General features: G+C 52.5%; 28 protein-coding genes. 15 read left to right on the forward strand and 13 right to left on the reverse strand.

Annotated elements, in window-relative coordinates:
* Positions 1–302 precede the first annotated feature (302 nt).
* Positions 303–1,184: a quinoprotein dehydrogenase-associated putative ABC transporter substrate-binding protein gene (locus Q0X64_RS12925; protein ID WP_297813890.1), complete on the forward strand. Its 882-nt coding sequence runs from the start codon at positions 303–305 to the stop codon at positions 1,182–1,184.
* An 18-nt stretch (positions 1,185–1,202) separates the two neighbouring features.
* Here Q0X64_RS12925 and Q0X64_RS12930 read toward each other — a convergent pair whose 3' ends face one another.
* Entirely contained in the window at positions 1,203–1,664 is a 462-nt protein-coding gene (locus Q0X64_RS12930) for a DUF302 domain-containing protein (protein WP_297813893.1), read from the reverse strand.
* Positions 1,665–1,732: 68 nt separating this feature from the next.
* Here Q0X64_RS12930 and Q0X64_RS12935 point away from each other — a divergent pair, with 68 nt between their 5' ends.
* From Q0X64_RS12935 to Q0X64_RS12945, 3 genes are read left to right on the forward strand one after another with little or no spacing between them, the layout of a single operon-like run.
* Positions 1,733–2,419, forward strand: a complete 687-nt coding sequence (locus tag Q0X64_RS12935; RefSeq protein WP_297813897.1) for a hypothetical protein — start codon at positions 1,733–1,735, stop codon at positions 2,417–2,419.
* Positions 2,420–2,475: 56 nt separating this feature from the next.
* Positions 2,476–3,924 (forward strand): ATP-binding protein, encoded by a 1,449-nt coding sequence (locus Q0X64_RS12940; RefSeq protein WP_297813899.1) that lies wholly within the window; start codon positions 2,476–2,478, stop codon positions 3,922–3,924.
* A gap of 22 nt (positions 3,925–3,946) precedes the next feature.
* On the forward strand, positions 3,947–5,323 hold the full coding sequence (locus Q0X64_RS12945) for a sigma-54 dependent transcriptional regulator (RefSeq protein ID WP_297813903.1): 1,377 nt from the start codon (positions 3,947–3,949) through the stop codon (positions 5,321–5,323).
* 55 nt (positions 5,324–5,378) lie between these two features.
* Here the strand turns inward: Q0X64_RS12945 and Q0X64_RS12950 are convergent, their stop codons facing one another.
* The 6 genes from Q0X64_RS12950 to Q0X64_RS12975 form a co-directional block, all read right to left on the reverse strand.
* Entirely contained in the window at positions 5,379–5,783 is a 405-nt protein-coding gene (locus Q0X64_RS12950; RefSeq protein ID WP_297813906.1) for a ClpXP protease specificity-enhancing factor, read from the reverse strand.
* A gap of 3 nt (positions 5,784–5,786) precedes the next feature.
* Positions 5,787–6,401 carry a glutathione S-transferase N-terminal domain-containing protein gene (locus tag Q0X64_RS12955; RefSeq protein WP_297813909.1) on the reverse strand — a complete coding sequence of 205 codons (615 nt, stop codon included), beginning with the start codon at positions 6,399–6,401 and terminating at the stop codon, positions 5,787–5,789.
* A 29-nt stretch (positions 6,402–6,430) separates the two neighbouring features.
* Complete coding sequence (locus Q0X64_RS12960; protein ID WP_297813911.1) at positions 6,431–7,132, reverse strand: cytochrome c1; 702 nt, start codon at positions 7,130–7,132, stop codon at positions 6,431–6,433.
* Positions 7,129–8,346: a cytochrome bc complex cytochrome b subunit gene (locus tag Q0X64_RS12965; protein WP_297814086.1), complete on the reverse strand. Its 1,218-nt coding sequence runs from the start codon at positions 8,344–8,346 to the stop codon at positions 7,129–7,131. The genes Q0X64_RS12960 and Q0X64_RS12965 overlap by 4 nt, the downstream gene beginning before the upstream one ends.
* Positions 8,343–8,939 (reverse strand): ubiquinol-cytochrome c reductase iron-sulfur subunit, encoded by a 597-nt coding sequence (gene petA, locus Q0X64_RS12970; RefSeq protein WP_297813914.1) that lies wholly within the window; start codon positions 8,937–8,939, stop codon positions 8,343–8,345. Before petA ends, Q0X64_RS12965 begins: the two co-directional genes overlap by 4 nt.
* Before the next feature lie 195 nt (positions 8,940–9,134).
* Positions 9,135–9,578, reverse strand: coding sequence for a plastocyanin/azurin family copper-binding protein (locus Q0X64_RS12975; RefSeq protein ID WP_297813917.1), 444 nt, complete (start codon positions 9,576–9,578; stop codon positions 9,135–9,137).
* Between the two features lie 386 nt (positions 9,579–9,964).
* Here Q0X64_RS12975 and Q0X64_RS12980 point away from each other — a divergent pair, with 386 nt between their 5' ends.
* The 5 genes from Q0X64_RS12980 to mutT all read left to right on the forward strand — a co-directional run bounded on the left by Q0X64_RS12980 (position 9,965) and on the right by mutT (position 14,159).
* On the forward strand, positions 9,965–10,240 hold the full coding sequence (locus tag Q0X64_RS12980; RefSeq protein WP_297813920.1) for a zinc ribbon domain-containing protein: 276 nt from the start codon (positions 9,965–9,967) through the stop codon (positions 10,238–10,240).
* A 403-nt stretch (positions 10,241–10,643) separates the two neighbouring features.
* Positions 10,644–12,431 (forward strand): aspartate--tRNA ligase, encoded by a 1,788-nt coding sequence (aspS, locus tag Q0X64_RS12985; RefSeq protein WP_297813923.1) that lies wholly within the window; start codon positions 10,644–10,646, stop codon positions 12,429–12,431.
* 13 nt (positions 12,432–12,444) lie between these two features.
* Entirely contained in the window at positions 12,445–13,551 is a 1,107-nt protein-coding gene (gene nadA / locus Q0X64_RS12990; protein WP_297813927.1) for a quinolinate synthase NadA, read from the forward strand.
* A gap of 15 nt (positions 13,552–13,566) precedes the next feature.
* A complete protein-coding gene (locus Q0X64_RS12995; RefSeq protein ID WP_297813929.1) occupies positions 13,567–13,761 on the forward strand; it encodes a zinc-finger domain-containing protein in 195 nt (64 codons plus the stop codon).
* Positions 13,758–14,159, forward strand: coding sequence for an 8-oxo-dGTP diphosphatase MutT (gene mutT / locus Q0X64_RS13000; RefSeq protein WP_297813932.1), 402 nt, complete (start codon positions 13,758–13,760; stop codon positions 14,157–14,159). The genes Q0X64_RS12995 and mutT overlap by 4 nt, the downstream gene beginning before the upstream one ends.
* Here the strand turns inward: mutT and yacG are convergent.
* The 6 genes from yacG to pilB form a co-directional block, all read right to left on the reverse strand.
* On the reverse strand, positions 14,156–14,341 hold the full coding sequence (gene yacG, locus Q0X64_RS13005) for a DNA gyrase inhibitor YacG (protein WP_297813935.1): 186 nt from the start codon (positions 14,339–14,341) through the stop codon (positions 14,156–14,158). The two genes, mutT and yacG, sit on opposite strands and share 4 nt — an antisense overlap.
* A 2-nt stretch (positions 14,342–14,343) precedes the next feature.
* Positions 14,344–15,114 (reverse strand): cell division protein ZapD, encoded by a 771-nt coding sequence (zapD, locus tag Q0X64_RS13010; protein ID WP_297813937.1) that lies wholly within the window; start codon positions 15,112–15,114, stop codon positions 14,344–14,346.
* Between the two features lie 66 nt (positions 15,115–15,180).
* On the reverse strand, positions 15,181–15,786 hold the full coding sequence (gene coaE / locus Q0X64_RS13015; protein WP_297813939.1) for a dephospho-CoA kinase: 606 nt from the start codon (positions 15,784–15,786) through the stop codon (positions 15,181–15,183).
* Positions 15,786–16,658 (reverse strand): A24 family peptidase, encoded by an 873-nt coding sequence (locus Q0X64_RS13020; RefSeq protein WP_297813942.1) that lies wholly within the window; start codon positions 16,656–16,658, stop codon positions 15,786–15,788. Before Q0X64_RS13020 ends, coaE begins: the two co-directional genes overlap by 1 nt.
* A gap of 3 nt (positions 16,659–16,661) precedes the next feature.
* Complete coding sequence (locus tag Q0X64_RS13025) at positions 16,662–17,912, reverse strand: type II secretion system F family protein (RefSeq protein WP_297813945.1); 1,251 nt, start codon at positions 17,910–17,912, stop codon at positions 16,662–16,664.
* A gap of 3 nt (positions 17,913–17,915) precedes the next feature.
* Entirely contained in the window at positions 17,916–19,631 is a 1,716-nt protein-coding gene (gene pilB / locus Q0X64_RS13030; RefSeq protein ID WP_297813948.1) for a type IV-A pilus assembly ATPase PilB, read from the reverse strand.
* A 137-nt stretch (positions 19,632–19,768) separates the two neighbouring features.
* Here pilB and Q0X64_RS13035 point away from each other — a divergent pair, with 137 nt between their 5' ends.
* From Q0X64_RS13035 to Q0X64_RS13060, 6 genes are all read left to right on the forward strand, one after another.
* Positions 19,769–19,894, forward strand: a complete 126-nt coding sequence (locus Q0X64_RS13035; protein ID WP_297813950.1) for a lipoprotein — start codon at positions 19,769–19,771, stop codon at positions 19,892–19,894.
* An 8-nt stretch (positions 19,895–19,902) separates the two neighbouring features.
* Positions 19,903–21,153: a diaminopimelate decarboxylase gene (lysA, locus tag Q0X64_RS13040; protein WP_297813953.1), complete on the forward strand. Its 1,251-nt coding sequence runs from the start codon at positions 19,903–19,905 to the stop codon at positions 21,151–21,153.
* A complete protein-coding gene (gene dapF, locus Q0X64_RS13045; protein ID WP_297813956.1) occupies positions 21,150–22,004 on the forward strand; it encodes a diaminopimelate epimerase in 855 nt (284 codons plus the stop codon). Before lysA ends, dapF begins: the two co-directional genes overlap by 4 nt.
* The gene (locus Q0X64_RS13050) at positions 21,980–22,678 is read left to right on the forward strand and encodes a DUF484 family protein (protein ID WP_297813959.1); all 699 of its coding nucleotides are present in this window, start codon (positions 21,980–21,982) and stop codon (positions 22,676–22,678) included. The genes dapF and Q0X64_RS13050 overlap by 25 nt, the downstream gene beginning before the upstream one ends.
* Complete coding sequence (gene xerC, locus Q0X64_RS13055) at positions 22,671–23,579, forward strand: tyrosine recombinase XerC (RefSeq protein WP_297813961.1); 909 nt, start codon at positions 22,671–22,673, stop codon at positions 23,577–23,579. Before Q0X64_RS13050 ends, xerC begins: the two co-directional genes overlap by 8 nt.
* A 67-nt stretch (positions 23,580–23,646) precedes the next feature.
* Positions 23,647–26,235 carry a DUF2339 domain-containing protein gene (locus Q0X64_RS13060; protein WP_297813964.1) on the forward strand — a complete coding sequence of 863 codons (2,589 nt, stop codon included), beginning with the start codon at positions 23,647–23,649 and terminating at the stop codon, positions 26,233–26,235.
* Positions 26,236–26,714 lie beyond the last annotated feature (479 nt).

A 26,714-nucleotide genomic window follows, 5' to 3' on the forward strand; every position in this document is an offset into this window, starting at 1 on the left:
AACCTGGGTGGTGTTCTGAGCGTATTTAGCCTGTAAGACCAAGACCCAAACAGATTAAGCGATTAATCTGATAAGTCTGACAAAAGGCCCGGCATCGCAAGATGTCGGGTCTTTTTTTATGAACTACCCGATAATCAAACCCGTAATGCCGGTGAAGCGCTTCATGGCAAGGTGTTGATGAATAAGGGGCAGCTGCTCTTGAAGCCAAGTAAAAACAGGGAGTTTTTCCCACAGGTATTTATGAAACAAATATGGTAGGTTAAGGGTCTGACGTTTTTTAAAAGCAATAAAAGGAAGAGAGAATGACGCATTTCCAGCGCTGGACAATATTACTATCCGGGTTGTTACTGAGTTCAGTCACCGCTCAGGCAGAAGATCTGAAACCCCTGCCCGGTCAGGAAGCCGTCAGAGTCTGTGCCGATGGCTATAACCTGCCTTACTCTAATAATAAAGGCGAAGGTTTCGACAACAGGATTGCCGAAATGCTGGGTGAGGAGCTGGGCTTACCTGTTGAGTACTACTATTTCCCACAGCGTATTGGTTTCTCCCGTAATACGATCAAAAAAACCGATCCACAAACTGGTCGCTTCCTTTGCGATCTGGCCATGAGTATTCCTCAGCATACTGACTTCCTGAAGCCAACCAAGCCCTATTGGAGCTCGATTGAAGCTGTGGTTTACCGCAAAGGCGAAGGCTACGAGCTGAACAATCTGGAAGATATTGCCAGAGTCAGTAAAGAGCAGGGTCCATTGCGTATTGGTATTTTCGATCGTGGTGTTACGACCAAAAAACTGCTTGAACTGGGACTGGCTGATCAAATCCAGTATTACCAGATGATGAGTGGTGACGTGCGTGAAAATGCTGGTCGTATCATTAAAGGTCCACTGGCAGAAGGTGAAATCGACGTAGCGCTGCTGTGGGGGCCGATTGCCGGTTACTATGCCAGTGTTTCAGATGTGCCGATGACCGTGAACCCGCTCAATGAGCTGGGTGAAGCGATGGTATTCAGCTTCAGTATGGGCACACGCTACCAGGATAAGAAATGGAATGAACTGCTGAACAAGTTCATCGACAAGCGCCGTGATGATATTAACGCCATCATTGCTGAATATCACTTCCCGTCGCTGGAAAATGTGAACCCTTATCCGAAGAAACGTCCTCGTAAAGAGGATGATGACGATTAATCATCAGTCAGATCGGGGCTACTCAATGGTGGCCCCGATTATGCCTTTAAGGTTTTGATTGATTTTTTTGGCGAATGCCTGCTGAGCGTTATCAGATACCTGTTCATTCATCAGTTTAGTGCCGATGATGACTTTACCGTCTTCGGTTTGTCTGACACCGATGTTACAGGGCATCTCATTAATCAGCAGCGGGTTGATTTCCATCATTTCCTTGGCATAGGTAATGTTGCAAAAGCTGGTAATGGTGGACAACGGAAAGTCTTTATCACCCCGATCCCGCACAGCCTGACCGATATGACTACGATGTATAATACGGTAGTTATATTCTGAGATAGCAATATCCAGATTTAATATCGTATCTTCGAAGCTGTAACGACTTTGCTTTTCGTAGATACGATTTTCTGTCTGAGGCTGGCAACTGATCAGCACCAGACTAGTCACAATAATAAGAAATGCTCTCAAGCGTTCAACAATAAACATAGATAAGCTTTAGTAAACCGGGAAGTGACCTAAGCATAACATCCCAGAAACGAGAGAATGAGGTAACCATGTTGAAACATTTAGGCATAACCCTTTTGACAAGCTGGATGCTGTTCGCTGTGGCGACAGTGTCGGCAGCGCCCGGCTTTTCCGAAATCAACAATGTACTGTTTGATGCTGCCCACCTGGACAATATTGAGAAACCGGGCGTTATCACCTACCAGTACTCAAAAGACAGCGTGGTCGATGACTCTCGCGAAGATACCATCAAGGTATCGGTCTCCAATATCCGCAATACCGGCCGCCGTGATTTAGCTTACGAATTTTTCACCGGTAAACATAACCGTCCCTATGAAGCGATGGAAAATCAGCGCGGTAATGGCGTGTTTGTGCTGTTCCTGGAGTTTGACGTTCATGAAATGAAACGACTGACTGGAGGTGAATGGCGCTATTTCCAGCGTAAGCTGCGTTGGGCCTTTGCGCAAGGTGCCGACAAAAAACAAGTCGACATTGATTACAACGGTGAAACCGTTAAAGGCACCCAGTATATTGTTCAGCCTTATATCAATGATCCCAAAAACAGCCGCTACAAGCTCTACGCCGGAAAATACTATATTTTCACTGTCTCAGAGGCGATTCCGGGCGAAATCTACCAGGTTCGCACCGTCGTGCCTGATGGTGAAGAATGGGAAGAAGGTGCGCCTACGCTGGTTGATGAATCCATCACCTTTGCGGGTTACAATGAAGGTCTCTGACCCCAAAGATAATTAATGGAAAGGAAAAACGGGCCTCAGAGCCCGTTTTTTTATGGATGAAAATTTTCCGACGCTTTCATAATATTCAGGGTGCGCTGCTATTGCATGAGCTGAGTTTCGTGCTGCTGATCCTGGTCACGGCAACGGCAGCGGTCGGCTGGGCTTATGCCTGGCAGAAGAGTTCAGCCGAATCATTGCGCCTGAGCGCGATGAACAGCCATGGCCAGAATGTCCGCGGCGAGCTCTACCGCCAGCTCAAAGAAGTGTTTGATGCCGCCTTTCTGCGCGACAAGTATGCGGCAGATGAGTATGCGCATTACCTTGAGCGTATTAATGGTTATCTGGCTGATCTCAACCAGCTTGCTGTCAATCAGCAGGAAACACAGGCGATTGAGCGGGTCAGCCAGGCCTATCAGGACTTCTACCAGCAAACACGCCAGTTACTGGGGCTGAAAAGTCTCAATGCCCAGCAAAGGAAGCTGCTGGATAAACAACTCGAACAACAGACTTTTTCCCGGCTTGAGACCGCCTTCAGCCGCTTTGACAGCTTGCTCAAAACTGAACAGCAGGCTTTGACAGAACGGCGTCAGCGTTGGCTGTCACAAATGACCATGCTGATACCGATACCGGTGTTGATAGCGATAGGCTTGCTATTGTTGTCACGGCGTTATGTACAAACAAATCTGTTAAAACCCCTGGCAAGGGTGATGCATGGTGCCAGACGTATCAGTAACGGCGATCTGGCTCACCAGATCCCGCATATGGGGCTTGATGAGCTGGTTCGTCTGGCCGGTGCCATCAACCAGATGGCTGCTGAACTGGCCAGCAACCGCGATAAGCTGGTTGAGGCTGAAAAGCAGGCTGCTATGGCAGAGCTGGTGCCGCTGGTCGCCCACAATATTCGTAACCCGCTGGCGGCAATCCGCGCTGCTGCGCAGGTCACGCTGGATGAGCAGCCGGAACCGGCGGTCAGTGATGCGCTGAAAGATATTATTATTTGTGTAGATCGACTGGAAAACTGGGTGACTTCTCTACTCAGTTACCTGCATCCCAGCCAGCCGCATTTCAGTCATCAGTCTTTGCGTCAACTGACAGATGATGTCATCGCGCTGATGCAGATTCAGTTCGATGATAAACACATCAGGCTGGAGAAGTCGGGCTGGCAGATATCGGCCAGTGAAGTGAGTCTGGATAATCACCTGATGGAGCAGGCCGTGTTCAACCTGCTGCAAAACGCCGTCGAAGCTTCCCCCCCGGGAGCGGTGATTGAATGTGTTTATCAGCAGGATGCGAAGCAGGTTGAACTGATGATTTGCGATGAAGGTGCTGGCATGCGTTTCGACCCGCTCACTGAACAGGTGACGGGTGGCGAAACCAAGCGTCTCAGCTATGGGCTGGGTATCCCGTTTGCACTCAAGGTTATCAAGCAGCATCATGGTCAGTTGCGCTATGATGCCGAACGCGGACGCGGCACCCGGGTTATCATATCGCTGCCACGCCAGTAGTCAGGCCCGGAGTTAAGAAAATATGCTCAATGTTCTGCTGATAGAAGATGAAACCCTGTTCGCCAAGTCTGTGTTGCGCCGGCTACAGCGAGAGGGGCACACAGGCACGGTCAGCGGTAGTCTGGCAGTCGCAAGAAACAGCCTGCAGGAGAGCCTGCCGGATATTATTCTGCTCGATGTGCGCCTGCCTGATGGTAGCGGCCTTGAGCTATTACGTGAAATACGCGCGGATGAACAGCGTCATCATCTGCCAGTGGTGATGATGACCGCCTACGGCGAGCTGGAAGATGCCGTCGCGGCCATGAAGCAGGGCGCCAATGATTACCTGAAAAAGCCGGTCGATCTGGAGGAACTGGTATTGATACTGGGCAAGGTCACGGCGACCAGCCAGCTCAAACGTCAGCTTGATTATTCACAGGTGAGAGAGAGTCACGCAAATGAACCAGTGACCATGATCGGTCAGACTGCATCAATGCTGCATCTGCGCCAGCAACTTGAACGGATAGTCACATTGGTCAATCAGAGCGAGGGCGAACCTCCCGTTATCCTCATCAATGGAGAAACCGGCACCGGAAAGGATGTGTTGGCAAGACTTTACCATGCTTCCGGTAGCTGGCGTCAGCAGCCTTATGTGCATGTTGACTGTGCTTCGTTGCCGGCAGAACTTATCGAAGCCGAATTATTCGGCTATGAACGCGGCGCCTTTACCAATGCGCATCAAAGCAAACCCGGACTGATTGAAGTGGCCGAAGGCGGCACCCTGTTTCTGGATGAAGTGGGGGAGTTGCCGCTGGCGCTGCAGTCCAAGCTGCTCAATGTGCTTGAACGGCGACAAGTTCGACGGCTCGGGTCGACTCGTGAGCACCGGGTCAATGCTCACTTTGTGGCTGCCAGTAACCGTGATTTGCAACAAATGGTCGCTGAGGGGCTGTTCCGTTCCGATCTCTATTTCAGACTCAAGGTCATCAATCTGGACCTGCCGCCGCTAAGGGAAAGAAAACCGGATATCAGCTTGCTGGCGACGCATTTTGCTGATGCTGTCGCCCGACGTTATCGACTGGCAACGCCCTCATTCAGCCCGCAGGCGTTAAGCCAACTGCAGCACTATCACTGGCCGGGTAATGTGCGCGAACTGCAGCATGTGATTGAGCGCTCGGTGATGCTCTCAAGCGGCAGACAAATTGATGAAACAATGCTGATGCTGCATGAATCGCCAGTTGCTGCCCGGCCCCAGACAGATGAGCTCAATGCTCTGGCTAGCATGACCATGGAACAGGTGGAAAAACTGTTGCTGGAAAAAGCGCTGGCAAGCACCGATGGCAATGTTTCCAAGGCAGCGCGGGAACTGGGACTGACGCGCATGGCGATGCGCTATCGGATGGAAAAGTATCAGCTCTAGCTTATTGATCTGTCCCGATCCCGGCGATTAGGCGCCGGAGGTGTTTAATCATCGGCTACTTGACCACTTTAAGGCTGGGGCGGCCCTTGTCCTTCTGACCATTGCCTGGGCCTTCATCATCAGGATCCGGTGTCGGAGGCGGGGTCTCTTCGTCGGGGAAGAACATGCCCTCATTGTTTTCCTTACCGTAAATGGCCTGTACCGAGACAATCGGAATAAACACATCCATGGCTTTACCGGCAAACCGCGCTGAGAAGCTGATCCATTCATTATCGATAAGCAGGTCACGTATCGCATCAGGCGCAATATTGAGCACGATGCGGCCGTCTTTGACGTAGTCCAGCGGCACCTGTACCCCTTCATGGTGGGTGTTGACCAGCACATAGGGCGTGCACTGGTTATCCAGCAGCCATTCATGAATGGCACGGATCAGATACGGTTTTTGCGATGACATGCTCATAAATTAACGCATTGTTTTTTCGGTATCACTGAGGCTGGCCTGGAAACTGTCGCGGGCGAAGATTCGCTCGGCATAGCGTTCTACAGCACGAGCCGACTCAGGCAATTTAATATTGAGTGAAGGTAAGCGCCACAATAAAGGAGCAAGGCTGCAGTCAAGCAATGAGAACTCTTCACTCATAAAATAGGGCGTGCTTTCAAACAAGGGCGCCAGCACGGTCAGATCTTCCTGAATGACTCTACGTGCTTTGCTGGCTTTGCCGCGTTCTTTACCGGACAGCGCATTCCATAAAGAATACCAGTCACGGTCGATACGGTGCAGCATTAAACGCGATTTGGCACGGGCTGCCGGATCAACCGGCATCAACGGCGGGTGGGGGAAGCGCTCATCAAAGTAATCAATAATCACCCGACTGTCGAACAACACCAGATCCCGTTCGAACAGCGTCGGGCCAGTACCATAAGGATTGGCTGCCGCCACCTCTTCAGGCCATTCCCCATTGAGTGTTTCAAGGTTGGCATCTATCGCCTTTTCCTGCATGACGATGCGCGTCTGATGACTGAACGGGCAGGCCGGATCAGAAAACACAGTCATCATTGAACGGCGATTGTTATTCATGTTTGTAACCCGCTGCTGTTTCCCTGCATTTAATGCACATCTTTCCAAAATGCTTTTTTCAGTGGATAAGCGACCAGGAAGAAAATGAACAGATAGAGCAGGACCCATTTGGCCAGGGCCATACGCTGTAGTTTTGACGGTTCACTGATATAAGCCAGGAAGTTGACCAGATCATAGGTCATCTGATCATATTGATGCGGCGTCATATCCCCTTTCTGGGCGACACTTAACTCGCCATGCTCATCCTTGGCCAGATAACCCTGCTGTTCCCACAAAACGTGAGGCATACCAACATCTTTGAAGGCCACGTTATTCGTACCCATAGGCCTTGAATCATCCAGGTAGAAGGTACGCAGATAGGTGTAGAGCCAGTCGGTACCCCGGGCGCGGGCAATGACAGACAGATCGGGCGGAGTCACACCAAACCATTTTTCAGCATCCTCGGCACGCATCGCCACCGTCATAGTGTCACCGATTTTGTCGGAAGCAAACATCAGGTTGTCTTTGACTTGATCATCGCTCAGCCCCAGATCTTTGGCCATGCGGTTGTAACGCATGAACGAGGCTGAGTGACAGCTCAGACAGTAATTGACGAAGGTTTGTGCACCACGCTGCAGGGAAGCCTGATCGGTAATATCAATATCAACATGATCAAGCTCGACACCGCCGGAAGCGGCCATCGCAGGTAGCGTGAAAAAAGCAAAAATAGCGGCAATAATGAATGATCTCATTGGAATGTCACCCTTTCTGGCACCGGTTTATCCTTGTCGAGCTTGGTGTAGATCGGCATAAAGATAAAGAAAGCAAAATAAATCACTGAGAACACCCGCGCTGCCATTGTATAAATGGTGGTCGCAGGCTGTGTGCCCAGATAGCCCAGAGCCAGGAAGCTGATAATAAACAGCACCAGTGCAATCTTGAACAGCGGACCACGGTAACGGATGGATCTCACCGGACTGCGATCCAGCCATGGCAGCAGGAACAGGAAGACAATGGCGCCGCCCATGGCGATAACGCCCATCAGTTTATCCGGTACTGCGCGCAAAATGGCGTAGAACGGTGTGAAGTACCACAGCGGCACGATATGCTCCGGTGTTTTCAGCGGATCGGCAGGGACGAAGTTGTCTTTCTCCAGGAACCAGCCACCGCCTTCCGGTGCGTAGAACAGCACCAGCGCGAAAATAAACAGGAACACGATAACGCCGACGATATCTTTCACTGTGTAGTAAGGGTGGAAAGGAATGCCATCAACCGGTTTGCCATTGGCATCCTTGTTTTTCTTGATTTCCACACCGTCCGGGTTATTGGAGCCGACCTCATGCAGGGCAATGATGTGGGCGACAACCAGACCCAGCAGCACCAGCGGCAGGGCAATAACGTGGAAAGCAAAGAAACGGTTCAGCGTGGCATCGGCAACGACGAAGTCACCCCGGATCCACAGGGCCAGTTGTTCACCGACCACCGGAATGGCGCCGAATAGCGAGATAATGACCTGAGCACCCCAGTAGGACATTTGCCCCCAGGGCAGCAGATAGCCCATGAAGGCTTCGGCCATCAGGGTCAGGTAAATCAGCATGCCGAAGATCCAGACCAGTTCGCGAGGCTGTTTATAAGAACCGTATATCAGGCCACGGAACATATGCAGATAAACCACCACGAAGAATGCCGAGGCGCCGGTTGAATGCAGGTAACGGATCAGCCAGCCCCACTCAACATCACGCATGATGTATTCCACCGAGGCAAAGGCGGTGGCGGCATCCGGTTTGTAGTTCATGGTCAGGAAGATACCGGTAACGATTTGCATTACCAGGATAAGCAGAGCGAGCGAACCGAAGAAATACCAGAAGTTGAAGTTCTTCGGTGCGTAATATTCGGAAAGATGTTCTTTCCACATCTTGGATGCCGGGAAACGGGCATCCAGCCAATTCATAAAGCTAGACATCAGGCGACTCCTTCGGCATCTTCGCCCACCACAACCAGGTTATCGCCCTGGAAGTGATAAGGTGGGACTTGCAGGTTTTTCGGTGCCGGAACACCCTGGAATACCCGGCCTGCCAGGTCAAAACGTGAACCGTGACAAGGGCAGAAAAAGCCGCCTTTCCAGTCTTCGCCCAGATCAGCAGGTGCCAGTTCCGGGCGATAAGTGGGTGAACAGCCCAGGTGAGTACAAATACCCACTAACACCATCAATTCTTCACGAATCGCACGGGTGTCATTCTGACAATATTCCGGTTGCTGGGTCGCCACTTCACTGGCGGGGTCGCGCAACGTGTCGTTGAGGCTTTCCAGGTTGGTGAGCGCTTCCGGGCTGCGGCGGAAGATCCACACCGGTTTGCCCCGCCACTCGACGGTCAGGAGCTGGCCTGACTCCAGTTTGCTGATATCCACTTCTACCGGCGCGCCAGCGGCTTCTGCCTTGGCACTGGGTAACATGGATGAGACGAAAGGTACGGCGACAGCAGCTGCACCGGCACCGCCGACAACGCTGGCGGCAGCCGTGAGGAAGCGCCGTTTGCCGGTATCGATAGACTGACTCATTGAAGGATTTCCCCCAGCATTCTTAAATAGCTTATTCCTTGTGATTTTATCTAAGGTAAATAATGTTTCACAAGGTGAATAATTGATAACCGAGTAAATAAACTCTTAAATTTTAGCATATCGCGGGGGCAATAGGATCAAAAAAGCCCGCCTGAAACCAGGCGGGCTTTCGATTAAACCGATTAAAGCGGTTTCTTATTTGAGTGCTTTATCTGTTTTTCTAACCAGACGGCCCAGCGCGCCTTTAGGATCGGTCGCTTTGATGGCTTCCAGGTTAGTCGGTTCGCCGACGACAATCGCGCCGCCCATACCAGCACCCCAGTGAGGGTCACATTTGTACAGGTAAACACCTTCAACGGTCAGCTCTGGTGTGGTGAAGTTTTCACCCATGGCAGAAGTCCAGCCCGTTGCACCTTCAGGAATGAACTCCACTTCGCCGTCTGCAGTAACAAACTTGGTGTTAGCAATGTGGCCGTTCATGTTTTCCCAGGAAACAGTGTCACCGGGTTGTGCAACTACAACCATTGGTTTGAATGCAGTGATTGAAGCAGAAACAACGTGGTTTTCAGCCATCGCTGCAGTAGACATCAGGGTAGCTGCGCCCATTGCGGCAGCAATAAGTGATTTACCGTATTTCATTATGGTTCCTCTCGTTTTTTAGGTTATTTGCCTCAGTGCGGTGCCAGTGTGGCATAGCCAAACTGAACCGAAACTGAACAGAACTAAATCAATATTTTCTTGTTGTTATTGACTTAGTTGAGTCCGAGACCGCGCGACATACTAACCTGACCCCGAGGGAAAAGTCCAAAAACGATCCGCTCCTGATTGTGGCATATGCCTCATTCCAAGCCAGTAAAAATAGTCATCAACACACTAGCAGCAGGATTTCGACATCCACTCAGGCATTGGCAGGCATGCGGCGGGTTGGAGATTTTTTGGTTATAATTATGCGCTTAAGTCTTGAAAAGCTGCTTGCGGGCCGCATTTAGACAAACTGTTAAATTGATGTATGTGAGGACAACAGCATGCCGCTCTATGAATATCGTTGTGATGCCTGTAACCATGAATTTGAGGCATTGCAGAAAATCAGTGATCAGCCGCTGGTTCACTGCCCTGCCTGTGAAGCGCCAGAATTACGTAAGCTGGTCTCGGCGGCCGGTTTCAGACTTAAAGGTCAGGGCTGGTATGAAACAGATTTTAAAACCGGCAGCAAACGTAATCTCGCTGAAACCGGGAAGGCGGCCGAAAGCGCAAAAAAGACTGAAGCAGCTGCCTGCGCAAGCGGATGTGGCTGCCACTGAACTTATTATATATCGTCTGTGATGCGTTATTACCCGACGGCCGGACATCATGCGGACAAGCCATTGAGGCGTGATGATATGGCCCCGGCATCTCGCTGGCGGTTGTGTTAGTGCTCGCAACCGGTATGATCGTGGGCAATTTGCGGAAGCGCTTTTCGGCAGTCTCGATCAAGCGCTGTTGTCTGAGAGGCGAGTCAGCAGCCTGGAATCAGGTCTCATTCCAATGACTTCCTGTCCTGGGAACGAAATAAAGAAAAACAACCGAGTCCCATCTGATGAAGACATGGCCGAGCTGGGTTTCAGCATCAGAAATACGATATAGAGACAACAAGCTCAATACATATAGGGTTCCGGTCACACCGGGGCAGTTTAGAAACAAGATATAACAAGATTGGAAAACTTTATGCGTAGCCATTATTGCGGCGAAGTTAACGAAACGTTGGAAGGGCAATCAGTCACGGTTGTCGGGTGGATGCATCGCCGTCGAGATCATGGTGGCGTGATCTTTATTGACCTGCGGGATCGTGACGGCCTGGTACAGGTGGTCTGCAATCCGGAAGATGCCGACAGTTTTGCCACTGCCGACCGGGTACGCAGTGAATATGTGTTGCAGATTGAAGGTAAGGTTCGTTTACGTCCCGCCGGTAGTGATAATCCGGAGTTGAAAAGCGGTAAAATCGAGATTATTGCCACCAAGCTGGATATTCTGAACACCTCGGAAACCCCGCCTTTCCCGCTGCATGAACTGCTCGATGTCAATGAAGATATCCGTCTGCGTCATCGTTATATCGATCTGCGCCGTCCGGAAATGCAACAGCGCCTGCGTCTGCGCTCACAAATCACCCGACATCTGCGTAACTTCCTTGATGATCACGGCTTCCTTGATATCGAAACGCCGATCCTGACCAAGGCCACCCCGGAAGGCGCCCGTGATTACCTGGTGCCCAGTCGTACCCATCCGGGCGAGTTCTTTGCCCTGCCGCAGTCACCACAGTTGTTCAAGCAGTTGCTGATGATGTCGGGCATGGATCGCTACTACCAGGTCGTGCGCTGCTTCCGTGATGAGGATCTGCGCGCTGACCGTCAGCCAGAATTTACTCAGCTTGACATCGAAACCTCGTTTGTCGAGGAAGAAGACTTTATGTCGCTGATGGAAGAGCTGATCCGCAGCCTGTTTGCCAATGTGCTTGAAGAAGCACTGCCCAACCCATTCCCGCGCATGACCTATGCCGAGGCCATGGCGCGCTATGGCAGTGACAAGCCCGATCTGCGCATTCCACTGGAACTGGTGGAAGTCAGCGATCTGATGAAAGAAGTCGACTTCAAGGTATTCTCCGGCCCGGCCAATGACGAGCGCGGCCGCGTTGCTGCCTTGCGTGTGCCGGGCGGTAATGAGCTGACCCGCAAGCAAATTGATGACTACACCAAATTTGTCGGCATCTACGGTGCCAAAGGGCTGGCCTATATTAAGGTCAACGATGTCGCTGCCGGCCGTGAAGGCTTGCAATCACCGATCCTGAAATTCCTGCCTGATGACGTTGTAGAAGCGATCATGCAGCGCGTGGGCGCTGAAAATGGCGATCTGGTGTTCTTCGGTGCGGATAAAACCACCGTGGTCAATGAATCGCTGGGCGCTTTGCGCGTCAAGCTGGGCCATGATCTGGATATGGTTGAGAAGGGATGGCGTCCGCTGTGGGTTGTAGCCTTCCCGATGTTTGAGTGGGATGACAAAACGGAACGCTGGTATGCATTGCATCATCCGTTCACCGCGCCGCGCGAGTCTGATATCGAGTTACTCGAATCAGATCCGGAAAAATGCCTGTCACGTGCCTACGATATGGTGTTGAATGGGACGGAACTGGGCGGTGGTTCGATTCGTATCCACAAGTCCGATGTGCAGAAGAAAGTCTTTGAACTTTTGGGCATTGGCGAAGAAGAAGCCAGAGATAAATTCGGCTTCCTGCTGGATGCACTGAAATATGGCTGTCCGCCGCATGGTGGCCTGGCATTTGGTCTGGATCGGCTGGTGATGCTGATGACCGGCTCAGCGTCGATTCGCGATGTAATGGCATTCCCTAAAACCCAGTCTGCCAGTTGTCTGCTGACCGATGCGCCCAGCCAGATTGGTGATGATCAGCTTCGCGAACTGAACATTCGCCTGCGTAAATTGCCTAACGCAGAGACCCAGTAATAGGGAGAAAAACATGATTGTGGCCAACAGAGAAATTCCGTTTGATGACTATTTTTCGCTGAGCGATGAAGTCTGCGAAGCCCGTATCGCTGCGGCCAAAGAAAAGCTTGGCGATGATCTGGTCATTCTCGGCCACCACTATCAGCGTAATGAAGTATTCCGTCACGCTGATTTTTCCGGTGACTCACTGAAACTGTCACGCAATGCCGCCAGCTCTGATGCCAAGTACATCGTGTTCTGTGGCGTGCACTTTATGGCAGAAGTGGCGGATATTCTGTCGCGCCCGGATCAGGTTGCGATCCTGCCGGATATGGCGGCAGGCTGTTCCATGGCCGATATGGCGAATCGCGTTAATGTCGACCGCGCCTGGGAAGAAATGAAGCAAGTGCTCGACCCGGACGAGATGGTCACGCCGATTACCTATATCAATTCAGCGGCCGATCTGAAGTCCTTCTGCGGCAAGCACGGCGGTATTGTCTGCACCTCGACCAATGCGCCGCATGTGCTGGACTGGGCGTTTTCCAATCGTGAAAAAGTGCTGTTCTTCCCGGATCAGCATCTGGGCCGTAATACCGGCTACAAGATGGGCATTCCGCTCGATGAAATGGTGGTCTGGGATTTTGATAAACCGATGGGCGGCCTGACCCCGGAAGAACTGAAAAACGCCAAAATGATCCTGTGGAAAGGCTATTGCTCAGTGCATCAGATGTTCCAGCCGGTGCAGATTGATAACTTCCTGGAAAAACATCCGGAAACCAAGGTGATTTCTCACCCCGAGTGCAGCTTTGAAGTCTGCCAGAAGTCGGATTACGTCGGCTCCACTGAGTATATCGTCAAAACCATTGCTGACAGTGAACCCGGCACCCGCTGGCTGGTGGGCACCGAATTAAACCTGGTGAACCGTTTGAACGAGCAGTTCCAGCCGGAAGGCAAATCGGTGCACTTTATGTCGCCGACTGTGTGCATGTGCTCCACCATGTTCCGCACCGATCCGCAGCATTTGTTGTGGGTGCTGGAGAATCTAGTTGAGGGTAATGTCGTCAACCAGGTGCTGGTTGATGAAACCACAGCAGCACAGGCCAAACTGGCTCTGGACAGGATGCTGGCGTTACCGATTTAATCGCAGGAGGGCAACATGGCTGAGCAAAGACCGGCCTGTACCGAGCAGGTATACCATGTGACACGCAAGGATTTACCTTTGTCCTGCCCTTTGCCTGATATGCCAGCCTGGAATGCCCACCCACGCGTTTATCTGCCACTTGAAGACAAGGGCGAAGTGCGCTGTCCTTATTGTGGTGCGCTGTTTTTGCTGAAAGACGAAGCATCATGAAGCAGGTGGAGGTCGCGGTCGCGATATTGCTCAATGGCGATAACAAAGTGCTGACCAGCTGGCGTCAGCCTCATCAACATCAGGGTGGTTTGTGGGAGTTTCCCGGCGGTAAACGCGAGGCCGATGAAACCATGCTTGATGCCCTGAAACGCGAAATCCATGAAGAACTCGGTGTTCAGGTCGAACACGCGGAACCGTTTGTCCGCATTGACCATGATTACGGTGATAAAAAAGTCAGTCTCAACGTCTGGCTGGTATCACAGTTTACGGGTGAGCCCAGTGGTCGTGAAGGTCAACCCTTACGCTGGCAGGCCGTGGACGAGATGCAGGCGGATGAGTTTCCGGCGGCGAATAGCGCCATTATCGACGCATTGAAACAGGCGTCGCTGCTGGCTTAGTGAAAGTCGTCCGGATCCTGCTCCGTATTAAATGCCGGTTCGCCCGGAATCTTGTGGCCCTCAGCGGCCCATTCTCCCAGATCGATCAGTTTGCAGCGTTCGCTGCAAAACGGTTTCCATTTCTGATCGTCCTGCCAAGGGACATTTTTGCCGCAGGTAGGGCAGTTAACAGTGGTGACCATAATTACATTGCACAGCAACTGAGCCCAAAAGCCACCGGCTCATGAACCTGTTGCGGTCGCTGATTGATATCAAATGCCATAAAACGCACAGTAAAGCGGTGTTTACCGCCACTGACTTCGGGGAAATAACTGACGCCGGAAGGGATCTGCACTCTGATCAACTGGTAAGGCTGATTGGTATCCAAACTGCGCTGAAAAAAGCCGTCATCGGCCGATTCCTGGCGGAACCCGACGCTGCCCCGGATCAGGCGCAGACTCATTTCAATCGCAGTACGCACCGAATCAAACTCGCTTAGCCACTGTAGACACTGGACACTGCGGGTCTCGGCATCAGTGTGCTGTAGCCAGAAGTGGTAGGCCGGCAAATCAAACTCACAGGTGCCACCAGGAATACTGGAACGTTGACGAATGCCATAGAGGAATTCATTTTCACGCAGGCCCTGACCGATGCCGGTTTTTTGCACATGCAGGGCATCAAGGTTCTGATCCAGATCGCCCAGCAGTGCCTCCAGCGCATGGCTATCCACACCCGGCGCGTTCTCCAGCGCACTGAGGTTGGCAGTCAGCCGCTCAATTTCTTTCATCAATTCCTGTTTGAGGTCGCTGCGTTCAAACACGCTGAGCATGTTGAGCATGGCATCCAGGGCATCGCGATGATGCATTTCGCTGTCACCGCTGAGGGCGTTATCGACACGTCTGAACAGGAATTCCAGCCGCAGAAAAGTCCGGATGCGTTCGTTCAGAGGTTGTTCAAAAGTAATCTTGTCTGACACGGAGTCTCATCAATTCTGACGGCTAATAATGGCCTTATTGTCCATGACTGTGCCCGGCCAAGCAACTCAGGCTTGGGTGGCGGCGAGTTTAAGGTATTGCTGGTGAAGCTGACTGACCAGAGGCGTAAGCGCCTCAGCACTGCCGTTATTATCAATCACATCGTCAGCGATAGCTAGCCTCTGTTCTGGCGTTGCCTGACCTGCCAGCATTTGTTGCGCCTGTGCATTGCTGATGCCATCACGGGCGGTTAAGCGCGCAATCTGGCGAGCGGGAGCCGTATCCACGACCAGGACGCGATCAACCAGATCCTGCATCGCGGCCTCAGTCAGCAGCGGGATGGATAAAATACAGTAGGGCTGGCGGCATTGTTCAGCCTGAGCCAGCATTTGTTGGCGTACCCGGGGATGAATAATGGCTTCCAGATCTTGCTTGGCTTTGGTATCAGTAAAAATCCGCTGCCGCAGCCAGGCGCGGTTGATGTTGTCATTATCCAAAAGCACCTGCTGGCCAAATAAAGCGAGTACTGACTGATAACAGTCGCTGCCTTTGTCCAGCAACTGGCGGGCAATAACATCGGCATCAATGATGGGCACACCCAAAGCCGAAAACAGCTCACTGACGGTGGTTTTGCCGCTGGCAACGCCGCCGGTGAGTCCCACCTTGAAAACCATCAGCCCAGTCCTGCGCTGCTCAGATAAGCCCGGTTCAGTGTTTCACCCCAGATCAGCGCAATCCAGCCTGCAGCCGCCAGATAGGGGCCAAAAGGAATAGGAATCTCACGCTGATGTTGTTTCAACAATACCAGCGTAATGCCGACCACGGCGCCTACCAAAGATGACAGCAACACTATCATCGGCAGATATTGCCAGCCCAGCCAGGCGCCCAAAGCAGCCAGCAGCTTGAAGTCGCCATAGCCCATGCCTTCCTTGCCTGTCACCAGCCGGAACAAGTGGTAAATGCTCCATAGCGACAGATAACCGGCAATTGCACCAATCACGCTGCTGCTGAGATCAGTAAAAACACCAAACAGATTGAACAGCAGCCCCAGCCAGACCAACGGCAAGGTAATTTTGTCAGGTAATAACTGCTGATCGACATCAATGAATGTCAGGGCAATCAATGACCAGGTCAAAAGCAGGGCACCGGCGCAGACCCAACTGACACCGAAATGCCAGGCAACCAGCGCCGACATAATGCCAGTCAAAGCCTCTATAAGCGGGTAGCGCAATGAAATGGGGGCGCGGCAGGCGCGGCATTTACCACCCAGAAACAGGTAACTCACAATCGGTATGTTTTCGACAGCAGTGATGGCGTGCTGGCAGTGCGGACAACGAGAGCGCGGTACTGAGAGGTTGAACCTATCGGCCTCAAAGGTAGCTTCTTCGCCATTGAGTGCGGCGCACTCGGCCTGCCATTCACGTTGCATCATCAGCGGTAAACGATAGATCACCACGTTGAGGAAACTGCCGACCATCAGGCCCAGCAACAGGATAACCGTCAGCCACGCCAAAGCTGACGATTGCAGGTATTGAATCAATTCCATGTTTTAAATAGCGGCGCCCAGCTTGAATATAGGCAGGTACATGGCGATAACCAGGGTACCGACGATACCACCCAGGAACACCATAATGATGGGCTCCATCAGCGCTGTCATATTGTCTACCGCGTCATCCACTTCACGCTCGTAGAAATCCGCCACTTTGGCCAGCATCGAGTCGAGTGAGCCCGATTCCTCACCAATCGCCGTCATCTGCACGACCATATTGGGAAAAAGCTCAGTATCGAGCATGGCTTTATTCAGCTGAGTACCGGTCGCGACATCATCACGCATTTCCAGCGTCGCTTCGCCGTAGACGATATTACCGGTGGCACCGGCCACAGAGGTCATCGCCTCTACCATGGGCACACCGGCCTTAAACATGGTGGAAAAAGTGCGTGAGAAGCGGGCAATCGCGGCCTTGGTCATTACGGCACCAATGACCGGCATTTTCAGCAACATGCGGTCAAGAAAATGCTGGACTTTTCTCGAGCGCTTTCTGGCCGCCATAAAGCCCATCACTACGCCGATAATGACGCCGAAAATCAGCCACCATTTTTCCTGGAATACTTCAGAAACTTTGATCACCAGTTTGGTCAACCCAGGCAGGTCGGCGCCAAAGCCCTGGAACAGAGACTGGAACTGCGGGATAACAAAAATCATCAGGATCGCGGTCACAATAAACGCCACTACGATTATTGCCGTCGGGTAGACCAGCGCTTTTTTGATCTTGGCTTTCAGCGCTTCGGTTTTTTCCTGGTAGGTGGCGATCTCATGCAGCAGTGTTTCCAATGTACCGGATTGCTCACCGGCATTGACCAGGTTGACGTATAGGTCATCAAAGTACAGTGGAAACTTGGCCAGTGAATCCGCTAGGCTGGTGCCTGACTCTACATCAGCTTTAATCGCCAGTACCATTTCCTGCATGCTGGCGTTTTCGTGACCCTCGCCGATAATTTGCAGCGCCTGCATCAGCGGCACACCGGATGACATCATGGTCGCCAGCTGGCGGCTGAATATAGCAATGTCGGTGGTTTTGATCTTGGGTTTGCGCGGGGCAAACAAATCTTTGGGTTTTTTCTTGACCTTCAATGGCGCCACACCCTGCTTGCGCAGCTCGGCTCGCACCTGGTTGACACTTTCACCGCTTAACTGGCCCTTTACCCGGCGACCCTGTTTGTTGGTGCCCTGCCAGAGATAAATGTTGGGGACTTTTGCCTTTTTGGGCTTACCTGCCTGCGCTTGAGCTGCTTGTGCCACCCTTTACTCCTTAATCACACGGTTGATTTCATCCAGGCTGGTAAGCCCGGCGGCGACCTTTTTCAAACCCGATTTACGCAAATCGTCAATGCCTTCTTTATCAGCCTGATCTTCAAGCTGGATAGAGTTACCACCTTCCATAATAATGCGTCCCATGGCATCGGACACCGGCATCACCTGGTAAATACCGACCCGACCTTTATAGCCTTCAGTACAACTATCACAACCTACGGCTTTGTAGGTGGTAATGCCGGCCTCAATCTGCTCCTGGCTGAACCCTTCTTCCTGCAATACATCGTTTGGCAGGTTTTCAGAGGCTTTACAGTTGCTGCAAAGACGGCGTGCCAGACGCTGGGCGATAATCAATGACACCGCCGAGGCGATATTGAAGGCCGGCACACCCATATTGGCGAGACGGGTCAGCGTCTGCGGGGCGTCATTGGTATGCAGGGTGGAGAACACCATATGACCGGTCTGCGCCGCCTTGATAGCGATTTCGGCGGTTTCCAGGTCACGAATCTCACCCACCATGATGATATCTGGATCCTGACGCAGGAATGCGCGCAACGCCGCAGAGAAGTCAAAGCCAATAGCGGGATGCACATTGACCTGGTTGACGCCGGGCAGGCTGATTTCAGCCGGGTCTTCGGCAGTGGAAATATTGCGGTCGCCGGTGTTGAGTATGTTCAGCGCGGTATACAGCGATACCGTCTTACCACTACCGGTGGGACCGGTCACCAGAATCATGCCATAAGGTTTGTGCATGGTTTCCAGGAAAGTGGCTTTCTGATCCTCTTCGTAGCCCAGTGCATCAATCCCCAACTGGGCACTGGTGGGATCGAGGATCCGCAGCACAATCTTTTCACCAAACAGGGTCGGACAGGTGTTCACACGAAAGTCGATGGCTTTGGTTTTCGACAATTTAAGTCGCATCCGGCCATCCTGGGGGATTCGGCGTTCGGCAATATTGAGCCGTGACAGCACTTTCAGTCGCGCGGCAATACGGCCGCCCAGCGCGACCGGGGCACCTTTCATTTCATGCAGAATGCCATCAATCCGCATCCTGACCCGGTATTTTTTCTCATAGGGTTCGAAGTGAATATCCGACGCCCCAGACTTGATGGCGGTGGTGAGAATGCCATTGATAAAGCGCACCACCGGCGTGTCATCAATATTGGTTTCGGTGATGTCGTCAGCGCGCTCGGTTTCATCCGGACCCAGATCGATATCATCAAGGTCGGCGTCACCGAAGTCATCCAGTTGTTCTTCGGCTTTGTCGAGGGCTTTTTCAATAACGCCCGACAGTTTCTGCTCATCAACCAGAACCGGGTAGGTATTCATCGCGGTATTGAACTGAAACTCGTCCAAAGCCTGCAGGTTGGTGGGGTCAGACAGGGCCACATAGAGTCGCTTGCCGCGCTTGAAAAGGGGCAGGGCATTATGCTGTCGGATCAGCTTTTCCTGGATTAGATCGGTCGCCGTCATATCCAGGTTCATGGCCTCGATATCAAACAGGGGGACACCAAATTCCTGCGAGGCAATAGCGGCGATGTCCGCGCTGCCGAGGATCTTGTGATTTACCAAGTAGGTAACAAAGGGTTGTTTGGCTTCCTTAGCGGCTGACTGGGCGGACAGCGCCTGCTCCTCGTTCAGCAGACCTTCGTTAACCAGACGTCTGGCCAGACCGCTCAGTCTCATGGGGGTTGCCATATTTGCCATGACTATTTGCGATTCCTTAACATAAGCAGAGCTCTTAAAGGCTAATAGTATGTAACTTATACAAGAAATTCTAGTTAATGTATCAAGACTTTGCCTTTGTGGCTGTATATACTGCCTTAACTTTTGGGGAATCAACTATGCAATTTTTGTCACGCCGGACCATGCTGGCGATGCTGTGTGCAGCCATGATGCTGACTGCCTGTGGTCAGAAAGGGGATCTCTACCTGCCCGAAGGTCAGGCTGAAACAGTGATGGTCGGGTAAGCAGCGTCATGAACCATTTTGATTATCACTCCGGCATTATGCATGCCGAACAGGTCTCACTTGCGGCCATTGCCGAGCAATATGGCACCCCCAGCTATATCTACTCCCGCGCAGCACTGGAAACACACTGGCAGGCCTTTGATCAGGCTTTTGAAGCTGTGCCCCACCTGGTCTGTTATGCCGTCAAAGCCAACTCCAACCTGGCCGTACTCAATGTGCTGGCCCGACTGGGCTCGGGCTTTGATATCGTTTCTGCCGGTGAGCTGGCACGGGTGCTGGCAGCCGGTGGTGAAGCGGCGAAAACCGTGTTTTCCGGTGTCGGTAAAACCGAGGCAGAAATCGATTACGCGCTGGCGCATGGCATTCGTTGTTTCAATGTTGAATCTATTCCCGAACTGAGCCGCATCAACAGCGTTGCCGAAAAAGCCGGCATTAAAGCCCCGGTCTCAATTCGGGTCAACCCGGATGTGGATGCGCAAACCCATCCTTACATTTCAACCGGGCTTAAAGAAAACAAATTCGGCATTTCCATTGATGAGGCACGTGCCGTATATCAGTCAGCGATGCGTCTGTCTCATCTCAATATTGTCGGCGTGGATTGTCATATCGGTTCGCAACTGACCACGGTATCGCCCTTTGTCGATGCGCTGCAGCGCGTATTGGCCATGATCGATGACTTGGCGACTGATGGCATCAACATTGAGCATTTGGATATCGGTGGTGGCTTGGGTATTCATTACCAGGATGAAACCCCGCCGACCCCTGCTGAGTATGCGGCGGCGCTGATGCCTTTGCTGCAGGACAGAAAGCTGGAAGTGCTGCTGGAGCCGGGCCGGGCCATTGCCGGTAACGCCGGTGTATTGCTGACCAGGGTTGAATTTATTAAGCCCACAGAAGCCAAGCAGTTTGCCATTGTCGATGCGGCAATGAACGATTTACTGCGGCCGGCGCTGTATCAATCCTGGCAGGCGATTGAGCCTGTGGTGCAGGAAAGCGGCGCTGCGCCCGCGGTCTATGATATTGTGGGACCTATCTGTGAAACCGGTGATTTTCTGGGTAAAGACCGTGAGTTGGCTATCAGTCAGGGCGATATCCTGGCCATACAATCCGCCGGCGCTTACGGCTTTACTATGAGTTCTAATTACAACTCCCGCCCCCGTGCCGCGGAAGTCATGGTGGACGGTAGTGAAACCCACTTGGTTCGCGAGCGTGAAAGTGTTGAAGCGCTGTTTGCCGGAGAGCATATTCTGCAGTCATGAACACACTTCGATTCAGCAAAATGCATGGTCTGGGCAATGACTTTATCGTCATTAACGCCATTGAACAGGCCGTGACTCTGAGCGAGAGCCAGATTCGCTTTCTGGCTGACCGCCGTTTTGGTGTGGGCTGTGACCAGGTTCTGCTGGTGGAAAAGCCGCAAAGCGCTGAGGCGGATTTTCGTTATCGCATTTTCAATGCCGACGGCGGTGAAGTGGCCCAGTGTGGTAATGGCGCCCGCTGTTTTGCCCGGTTTGTGCGCAATCATGGCCTGAGTGATAAAGATACGATTGCGGTGGAAACTGCGTCGGGTCTCATTTATCCCACTCTGCAAGCTGATGGCAGTGTGACCGTGGATATGGGCAAGCCGGTATTTGTGCCGTCACAGATCCCTTTCACGGCTGAAGAGCAGGCCAACACTTATATGCTGGCCTTGCCCGAGCACGGCAAAGTCGAAATCAGTGCTTTGTCGATGGGCAATCCACATGCGGTGATGCTGGTGGATGATGTCGACAGCGCGCCGGTGGCGGAAATCGGCCCGCTGGTCGAAGCACACGAGCGCTTCCCGGAAAGAGTTAATGCCGGCTTTATGCAACTATTGGATGCCGGGCATATTCGTCTGCGGGTCTTTGAGCGTGGCTCAGGTGAAACCTTTGCCTGTGGTACCGGCGCCTGTGCTGCCGTGGTTAGCGGTATCCACCGTGGTCTGTTATCCACCGAAGTCTCAGTGGCTTTGCCTGGCGGCCAATTGCAGATAAGCTGGCCTGATGAACAAAGCTCGGTGTGGATGACTGGTCCGGCCGAACAGGTATTTGATGGAGAGATTGCGTGGGCGACGCTACAAAACAAATAAGCCTTGCTGAACTGGAGCATTATCTGCAGGCGCACCCTGATGTGTTTATGCAGCACCCCGATTTGCTGGAAACAATAGAACTGCACAGCTCTCCCGAAGGCACGATCTCGCTGGCCCAGAAACAGCAACAACGGCTGCGCGAAAAAAATATGCAGCTCAATGAACAACTCCACGCATTGCTTGATAACGCCCACAGCAATGCGGCGTTGCAACAACGGGTGCATGCGCTGTGTCTGCAACTGCTGGACGCTACCGAGCTCGACAGCCTGTTCAGCATTTTGATGAAAGAGCTTCAGCACGAGTTTTCTGCTGACGAAGTGGCCCTGAGACTGTTTTACAGCGCCGATAAAAAGTTTGATCTGCCTGACACCGCGGCCAATGTCGCTCAGCTTCATGCTGATGACCAGCAACTACGCAGTTTTGACAACCTGCTCAGCAAACAGGAACCGGTGTGTGGCCGACTGACCCAGTCCCAGAAACAATTGCTGTTTAACGAGCGTGCGGAGGCAATCCAATCCGTCGCCTGTCTGCCACTGGGTCATGAGCCCTGCGCAGGCCTGTTGGCTATTGGCAGTGAAGATGCCAACCGTTTTCATGCCGATATGGCTACCGATTACCTGAGCTTCCTGGGCGAGGTATTCATGCGGGTGCTGCGCTACCACACTCATGGCTGACACACTCCAGCCCTGGGTTGATGACTACCTCGACTATCTGGCCCATCAACGGCGGCTTTCAGCGCACACCATCAATAATTACCGCCGTGATCTCAAACAAATCTGCGATTATTGTCAGCGGAATGAGATCGATACCTGGGCATCGCTGAATGCCAAGGGGTTACGTCAGTTCACCGCATTTTTGCATCGTAAAGGCCTGTCCAGCCGCAGTATTCAGCGCATGCTGTCTGCGATCCGTTCCTTTTTTCAGTACCTGATAAAAATGGAGCTGGTTGACAATAATCCAGCAAAAGCGGTGCAGGCGCCCAAGGCGGAAAAAAGACTGCCTTCGACACTGGATGTCGACCAGATGAATGCCTTGCTCGATCACACCACGCCCGACACCTTTGTTGCCACCCGCGACCGCGCCATTATGGAGTTGTTTTATTCATCCGGATTGCGTCTGGCCGAACTGGCTTCACTGGATCTGCGTGATATCGACTTCGGTGATCACCTGGTGCATGTCACCGGTAAAGGCAATAAAGACCGCGTCTGTCCGGTCGGTAGCAAGGCAATCAAGGCGCTGCAGGACTGGCTGGATAAACGCGACCAGACCGGCTTTTTCGATCAACCCGCGGTATTTATCACCCAGCAGGGCAGGCGGCTGGGCGTGCGCTCAATTCAGAAACGCCTTAGTTTCTGGGGTAAAAAGCAGGGTATTTCCGACCACGTGCACCCCCACCGTTTAAGACATGCCTTTGCCTCGCATATGCTGGAGTCCAGTGGCGATTTAAGGGCTGTGCAGGAATTGCTCGGGCATTCTGATATCAGTACCACGCAGATTTATACCCATGTGGATTTTCAGCACTTGGCGAAAGTTTATGATTCGGCGCATCCCCGAGCGAAAAAACGCTCCGACTGAGTATCTGCTCATCTCAGCTACTCGGCATTTATTTCCGTTATAGTGAGCAAAACACAAGGGAGTGAGCATGGACGGGGTGATCAGTTTACTGATGCTGTTTTTACTGGCAATGATTGTCGGTGCGGTATTGGGTTATATGGCCTTTGCACGGGTCAATACACTGCGTGAGCGGGTTGATGCACTGACTGATGAACTGGCTACATTAAAATCTGCCGCGCCCGGTTCTGACACTTCCCAACCAGAGCCGGATAAACCTCAAGCTGAGGATAGCGCCTGGTCACACCCCTTCCCCGAACCGGACATCGCACCAGAGCCTGTTGCGGCTTCAGTTTCAGAGCCTGACTTTATTCAGCGTTTTCGGCAGCACCTCATCGATAACTGGATGATCTGGTTGGGCGGCATCAGTGTCGCCCTTGCTGGGATCTTTATGGTCAAGTACAGCATCAATATGGGGTTGCTCGGCCCCAAAGCACAAATTTCAATGGCGATAGTGACGGGGCTCGCGTTACACGGCGTGGCTGACTGGTTACGGCGGCGACAGGGCAGTAGCGATCCCGTGTTTGCTGCTCTGGCTGGTGGTGCCAGTATCACGCTCTATGCCGCACTCCTGGCAGCGTTGCATATTTATCAACTGATTGAACCGGGCTGGACTTTTGCCTTGCTGGCTGTGGTTTCTTTGATGACCATGTTACTTGCACTTGTGCATGGACCGATGCTGGCAATGATAGGCCTGGTGGGGGCTTATGTGGTGCCCATCTTTGTCAGCACCGGCAGTGGCAATATTTTTGCTGCCATGGTCTACAGCCTGATTATCAGTGGTGCCGGATTATTACTGTTGCGCTATGTCAGAAAAAGTTGGTTATGGTGGAGTGTGCTGGCCGGTGTGCTTGGCTGGTGGCTGATTTCATTAACCTCCACGCAAGCCGAAGACTTCCGCGGTGTTTATCTCGCTATCGCGGGCTGGTTATTGTTGGCGGTGCCGAGTTTAGACTGGCTGTTGCAGCGTAAAGCTAACCATCCCTTGCTACTGGCAGACAATCCATCCATCAGCACCACGATCGGTCTGATTTCAATGAATCAGCTCGGCATGGTGTTACTGACCCTGGCCTGGGGCGCGTCCATCGTCTGGCAGGGCCAGTCCGCGGTGAATATCGTCTTGTGGGCCCCCATGGTGTTGCTGGCCTGTGTGGCCGGGGTAGGCAGAGAGCATTTAAAAGCATTAGCCTGGTTTAGTCTGCTGGTTCAATGGCTTGCCTGGTATCTGTTGGCTTCCGGTTCGGGGCAACAGGCTGCGGCTTTTCAACTGGCGCCGATGGCAGACACAGTACATACCCCATTTCTGATTTATGCGGTACTGATGGCTGTGCTGTATTCTGCCGCATCCGGCTGGCAGTGGTTTACTCAAGGCTTTTCGCACCTGACAGTCTCGCTGACAGTCTTGTCTCCACTGCTCTGGCTGGCACTGTCTTATCTGTTGGTTAACGGTCTGGGGCAGTCGCTCACGTGGAGCATTGTCACACTGATTGCTGGTTTGCTCTATGGTTTGGTCGCTGCCTGGCGTATTGAGCGGGATAATCGCGATCATGTGGGGTTATGGGCGATTCTGGCTGCTCACTTTGCCTATTCCCTGGCTGTGGCTTTGTATTTCCGGGAAGCCTCTCTGACACTAGCGTTAGCGGCACAGCTGCTGTCCTTATGCTGGCTCAAGCGTCGCTATGAATTGCCGTGGCTGGAATGGCTGGTTAAAGCCCTGTTAACCGTGGTGGTGATTCGGCTGACATTAAACCCGTGGCTTGCAGCGTATCCGGTCGATGTGCACTGGTCGTTGTGGGTCTATGGCGGCTCAACAGTCTTTGCCTGGCTGGCCAGTCGATACTGTGAGGCTGGTAGCAGTTTACGTGCCTGGCTGGAAGCTGCGACCTTACACCTGCTGGTCATGACTTTGGGCGCAGAGCTGCGATACTGGCTCTATGACGGCCGCATCTTTGTTGATCGTTATGACCTAGTTGAAGCTGCAATCAATGGCGCGCTGTGGACAGGGCTGGCTTTAACCTATTACCACCGTGCTCGCTTCAGTGCGTCCCTGGCAAGTTTGTACCGGGTCTGCTCACGAGTTCTGTTAACGATGGCCGTGGCGAGTTATGGCGTTGTCGCCCTGATTCATAATCCGTGGTGGAGTGGAGAACTGATAAGCGCCACTCCAGTTTTCAATATTTTGCTGCTGGCCTACGGCGTTCCCGTCCTGCTGGCGGTGCTGGTGGCCTATTATCACCAACCGGAATTACGTTCCTACGCCATGCGTTTTGCAGGTGCAGCAACCTTGCTGTTCGTGTCACTGGAAATTCGTCAGTTATGGCAAGGAGCGGATTTGTCTCTGGATAGGTTCACCCCTGATGGAGAGCTTTACACCTACTCGGTGGTGTGGATGCTGATGGCAATTGCCGGTGTGTTAGCGGGTACGCGCTGGCAGTATAAAGAACTCTATAAAGCCGGTATGGCGCTGTTGGCGGTCGTTATTGCCAAGATATTTCTTGTTGATATGTCAGGGTTGGATGGCCTCTGGCGGGTGGCGGCCTTTATGGGGTTGGGGCTCGCCATGCTGGCGTTGGCTTGGTTTTATAAGCGGATGCAGGCGGGGGTTAAGCCTCACTCTTAAAGCTGGGAGTTAGTTTCGGACTAAAGCCCGAGTTCATTTATTTTGCTTGCCCAAAATAAACGAACCAAACAAAAGGGCACCCGATATTGCCTTGTTTCCAAAAATCAAGTTTGGTTGATGGCGTGGCCGAAAACTCGCTACGCTCAAACACTCGACCACTTCACCCATCAACCAGACTCAATTTTTGGCGGCAATATAACGGGAAGAAGGAGGGGCCCACAGAACTCCCCTGTGTGCTGACGAGTAGCGGAGCTTTGTCTGGATGAAGGACGGGCAGTGTCTGAGCGTAGCAAGTTTTGGCCGGCCGCCAGACAAAGTGAGCAACGCAGTGGAGCCGATAGGCCAGCACAGTGGGGCGGCCTTGGGTTGTTAGGGATTTGGCCGCGCAAATCCCTGACTCGCCATGAAGGCGAAAGTTGTTTGAGCAGCAACAGTTGTGATTTTATCAAGTTAATGGTGATTCAAAGAACTGAGCAGGG

It is taken from the genome of uncultured Methylophaga sp. (assembly GCF_947259025.1).
Lineage (GTDB): Bacteria > Pseudomonadota > Gammaproteobacteria > Nitrosococcales > Methylophagaceae > Methylophaga.

Bases quoted from the DNA above. Each gene is read 5' to 3' on its own strand.
- lysA (WP_297813953.1), top strand. From the start codon at position 19,903: ATGAACCATTTTGATTATCACTCCGGCATTATGCATGCCGAACAGGTC.
- Q0X64_RS12950 (WP_297813906.1), bottom strand. From the start codon at position 5,783: ATGAGCATGTCATCGCAAAAACCGTATCTGATCCGTGCCATTCATGAA.
- coaE (WP_297813939.1), bottom strand. From the start codon at position 15,786: ATGGTTTTCAAGGTGGGACTCACCGGCGGCGTTGCCAGCGGCAAAACC.
- nadA (WP_297813927.1), top strand. From the start codon at position 12,445: ATGATTGTGGCCAACAGAGAAATTCCGTTTGATGACTATTTTTCGCTG.
- Q0X64_RS12975 (WP_297813917.1), bottom strand. From the start codon at position 9,578: ATGAAATACGGTAAATCACTTATTGCTGCCGCAATGGGCGCAGCTACC.
- dapF (WP_297813956.1), top strand. From the start codon at position 21,150: ATGAACACACTTCGATTCAGCAAAATGCATGGTCTGGGCAATGACTTT.
- Q0X64_RS12960 (WP_297813911.1), bottom strand. From the start codon at position 7,132: ATGAGATCATTCATTATTGCCGCTATTTTTGCTTTTTTCACGCTACCT.
- xerC (WP_297813961.1), top strand. From the start codon at position 22,671: ATGGCTGACACACTCCAGCCCTGGGTTGATGACTACCTCGACTATCTG.
- Q0X64_RS12945 (WP_297813903.1), top strand. From the start codon at position 3,947: ATGCTCAATGTTCTGCTGATAGAAGATGAAACCCTGTTCGCCAAGTCT.
- Q0X64_RS13035 (WP_297813950.1), top strand. From the start codon at position 19,769: ATGCAATTTTTGTCACGCCGGACCATGCTGGCGATGCTGTGTGCAGCC.
- Q0X64_RS12940 (WP_297813899.1), top strand. From the start codon at position 2,476: ATGAAAATTTTCCGACGCTTTCATAATATTCAGGGTGCGCTGCTATTG.
- Q0X64_RS12995 (WP_297813929.1), top strand. From the start codon at position 13,567: ATGGCTGAGCAAAGACCGGCCTGTACCGAGCAGGTATACCATGTGACA.
- Q0X64_RS12935 (WP_297813897.1), top strand. From the start codon at position 1,733: ATGTTGAAACATTTAGGCATAACCCTTTTGACAAGCTGGATGCTGTTC.
- Q0X64_RS13020 (WP_297813942.1), bottom strand. From the start codon at position 16,658: ATGGAATTGATTCAATACCTGCAATCGTCAGCTTTGGCGTGGCTGACG.
- mutT (WP_297813932.1), top strand. From the start codon at position 13,758: ATGAAGCAGGTGGAGGTCGCGGTCGCGATATTGCTCAATGGCGATAAC.
- Q0X64_RS12925 (WP_297813890.1), top strand. From the start codon at position 303: ATGACGCATTTCCAGCGCTGGACAATATTACTATCCGGGTTGTTACTG.
- pilB (WP_297813948.1), bottom strand. From the start codon at position 19,631: ATGGCAAATATGGCAACCCCCATGAGACTGAGCGGTCTGGCCAGACGT.
- petA (WP_297813914.1), bottom strand. From the start codon at position 8,939: ATGAGTCAGTCTATCGATACCGGCAAACGGCGCTTCCTCACGGCTGCC.
- Q0X64_RS13060 (WP_297813964.1), top strand. From the start codon at position 23,647: ATGGACGGGGTGATCAGTTTACTGATGCTGTTTTTACTGGCAATGATT.
- aspS (WP_297813923.1), top strand. From the start codon at position 10,644: ATGCGTAGCCATTATTGCGGCGAAGTTAACGAAACGTTGGAAGGGCAA.
- Q0X64_RS12980 (WP_297813920.1), top strand. From the start codon at position 9,965: ATGCCGCTCTATGAATATCGTTGTGATGCCTGTAACCATGAATTTGAG.
- yacG (WP_297813935.1), bottom strand. From the start codon at position 14,341: ATGGTCACCACTGTTAACTGCCCTACCTGCGGCAAAAATGTCCCTTGG.
- Q0X64_RS12955 (WP_297813909.1), bottom strand. From the start codon at position 6,401: ATGAATAACAATCGCCGTTCAATGATGACTGTGTTTTCTGATCCGGCC.
- Q0X64_RS12930 (WP_297813893.1), bottom strand. From the start codon at position 1,664: ATGTTTATTGTTGAACGCTTGAGAGCATTTCTTATTATTGTGACTAGT.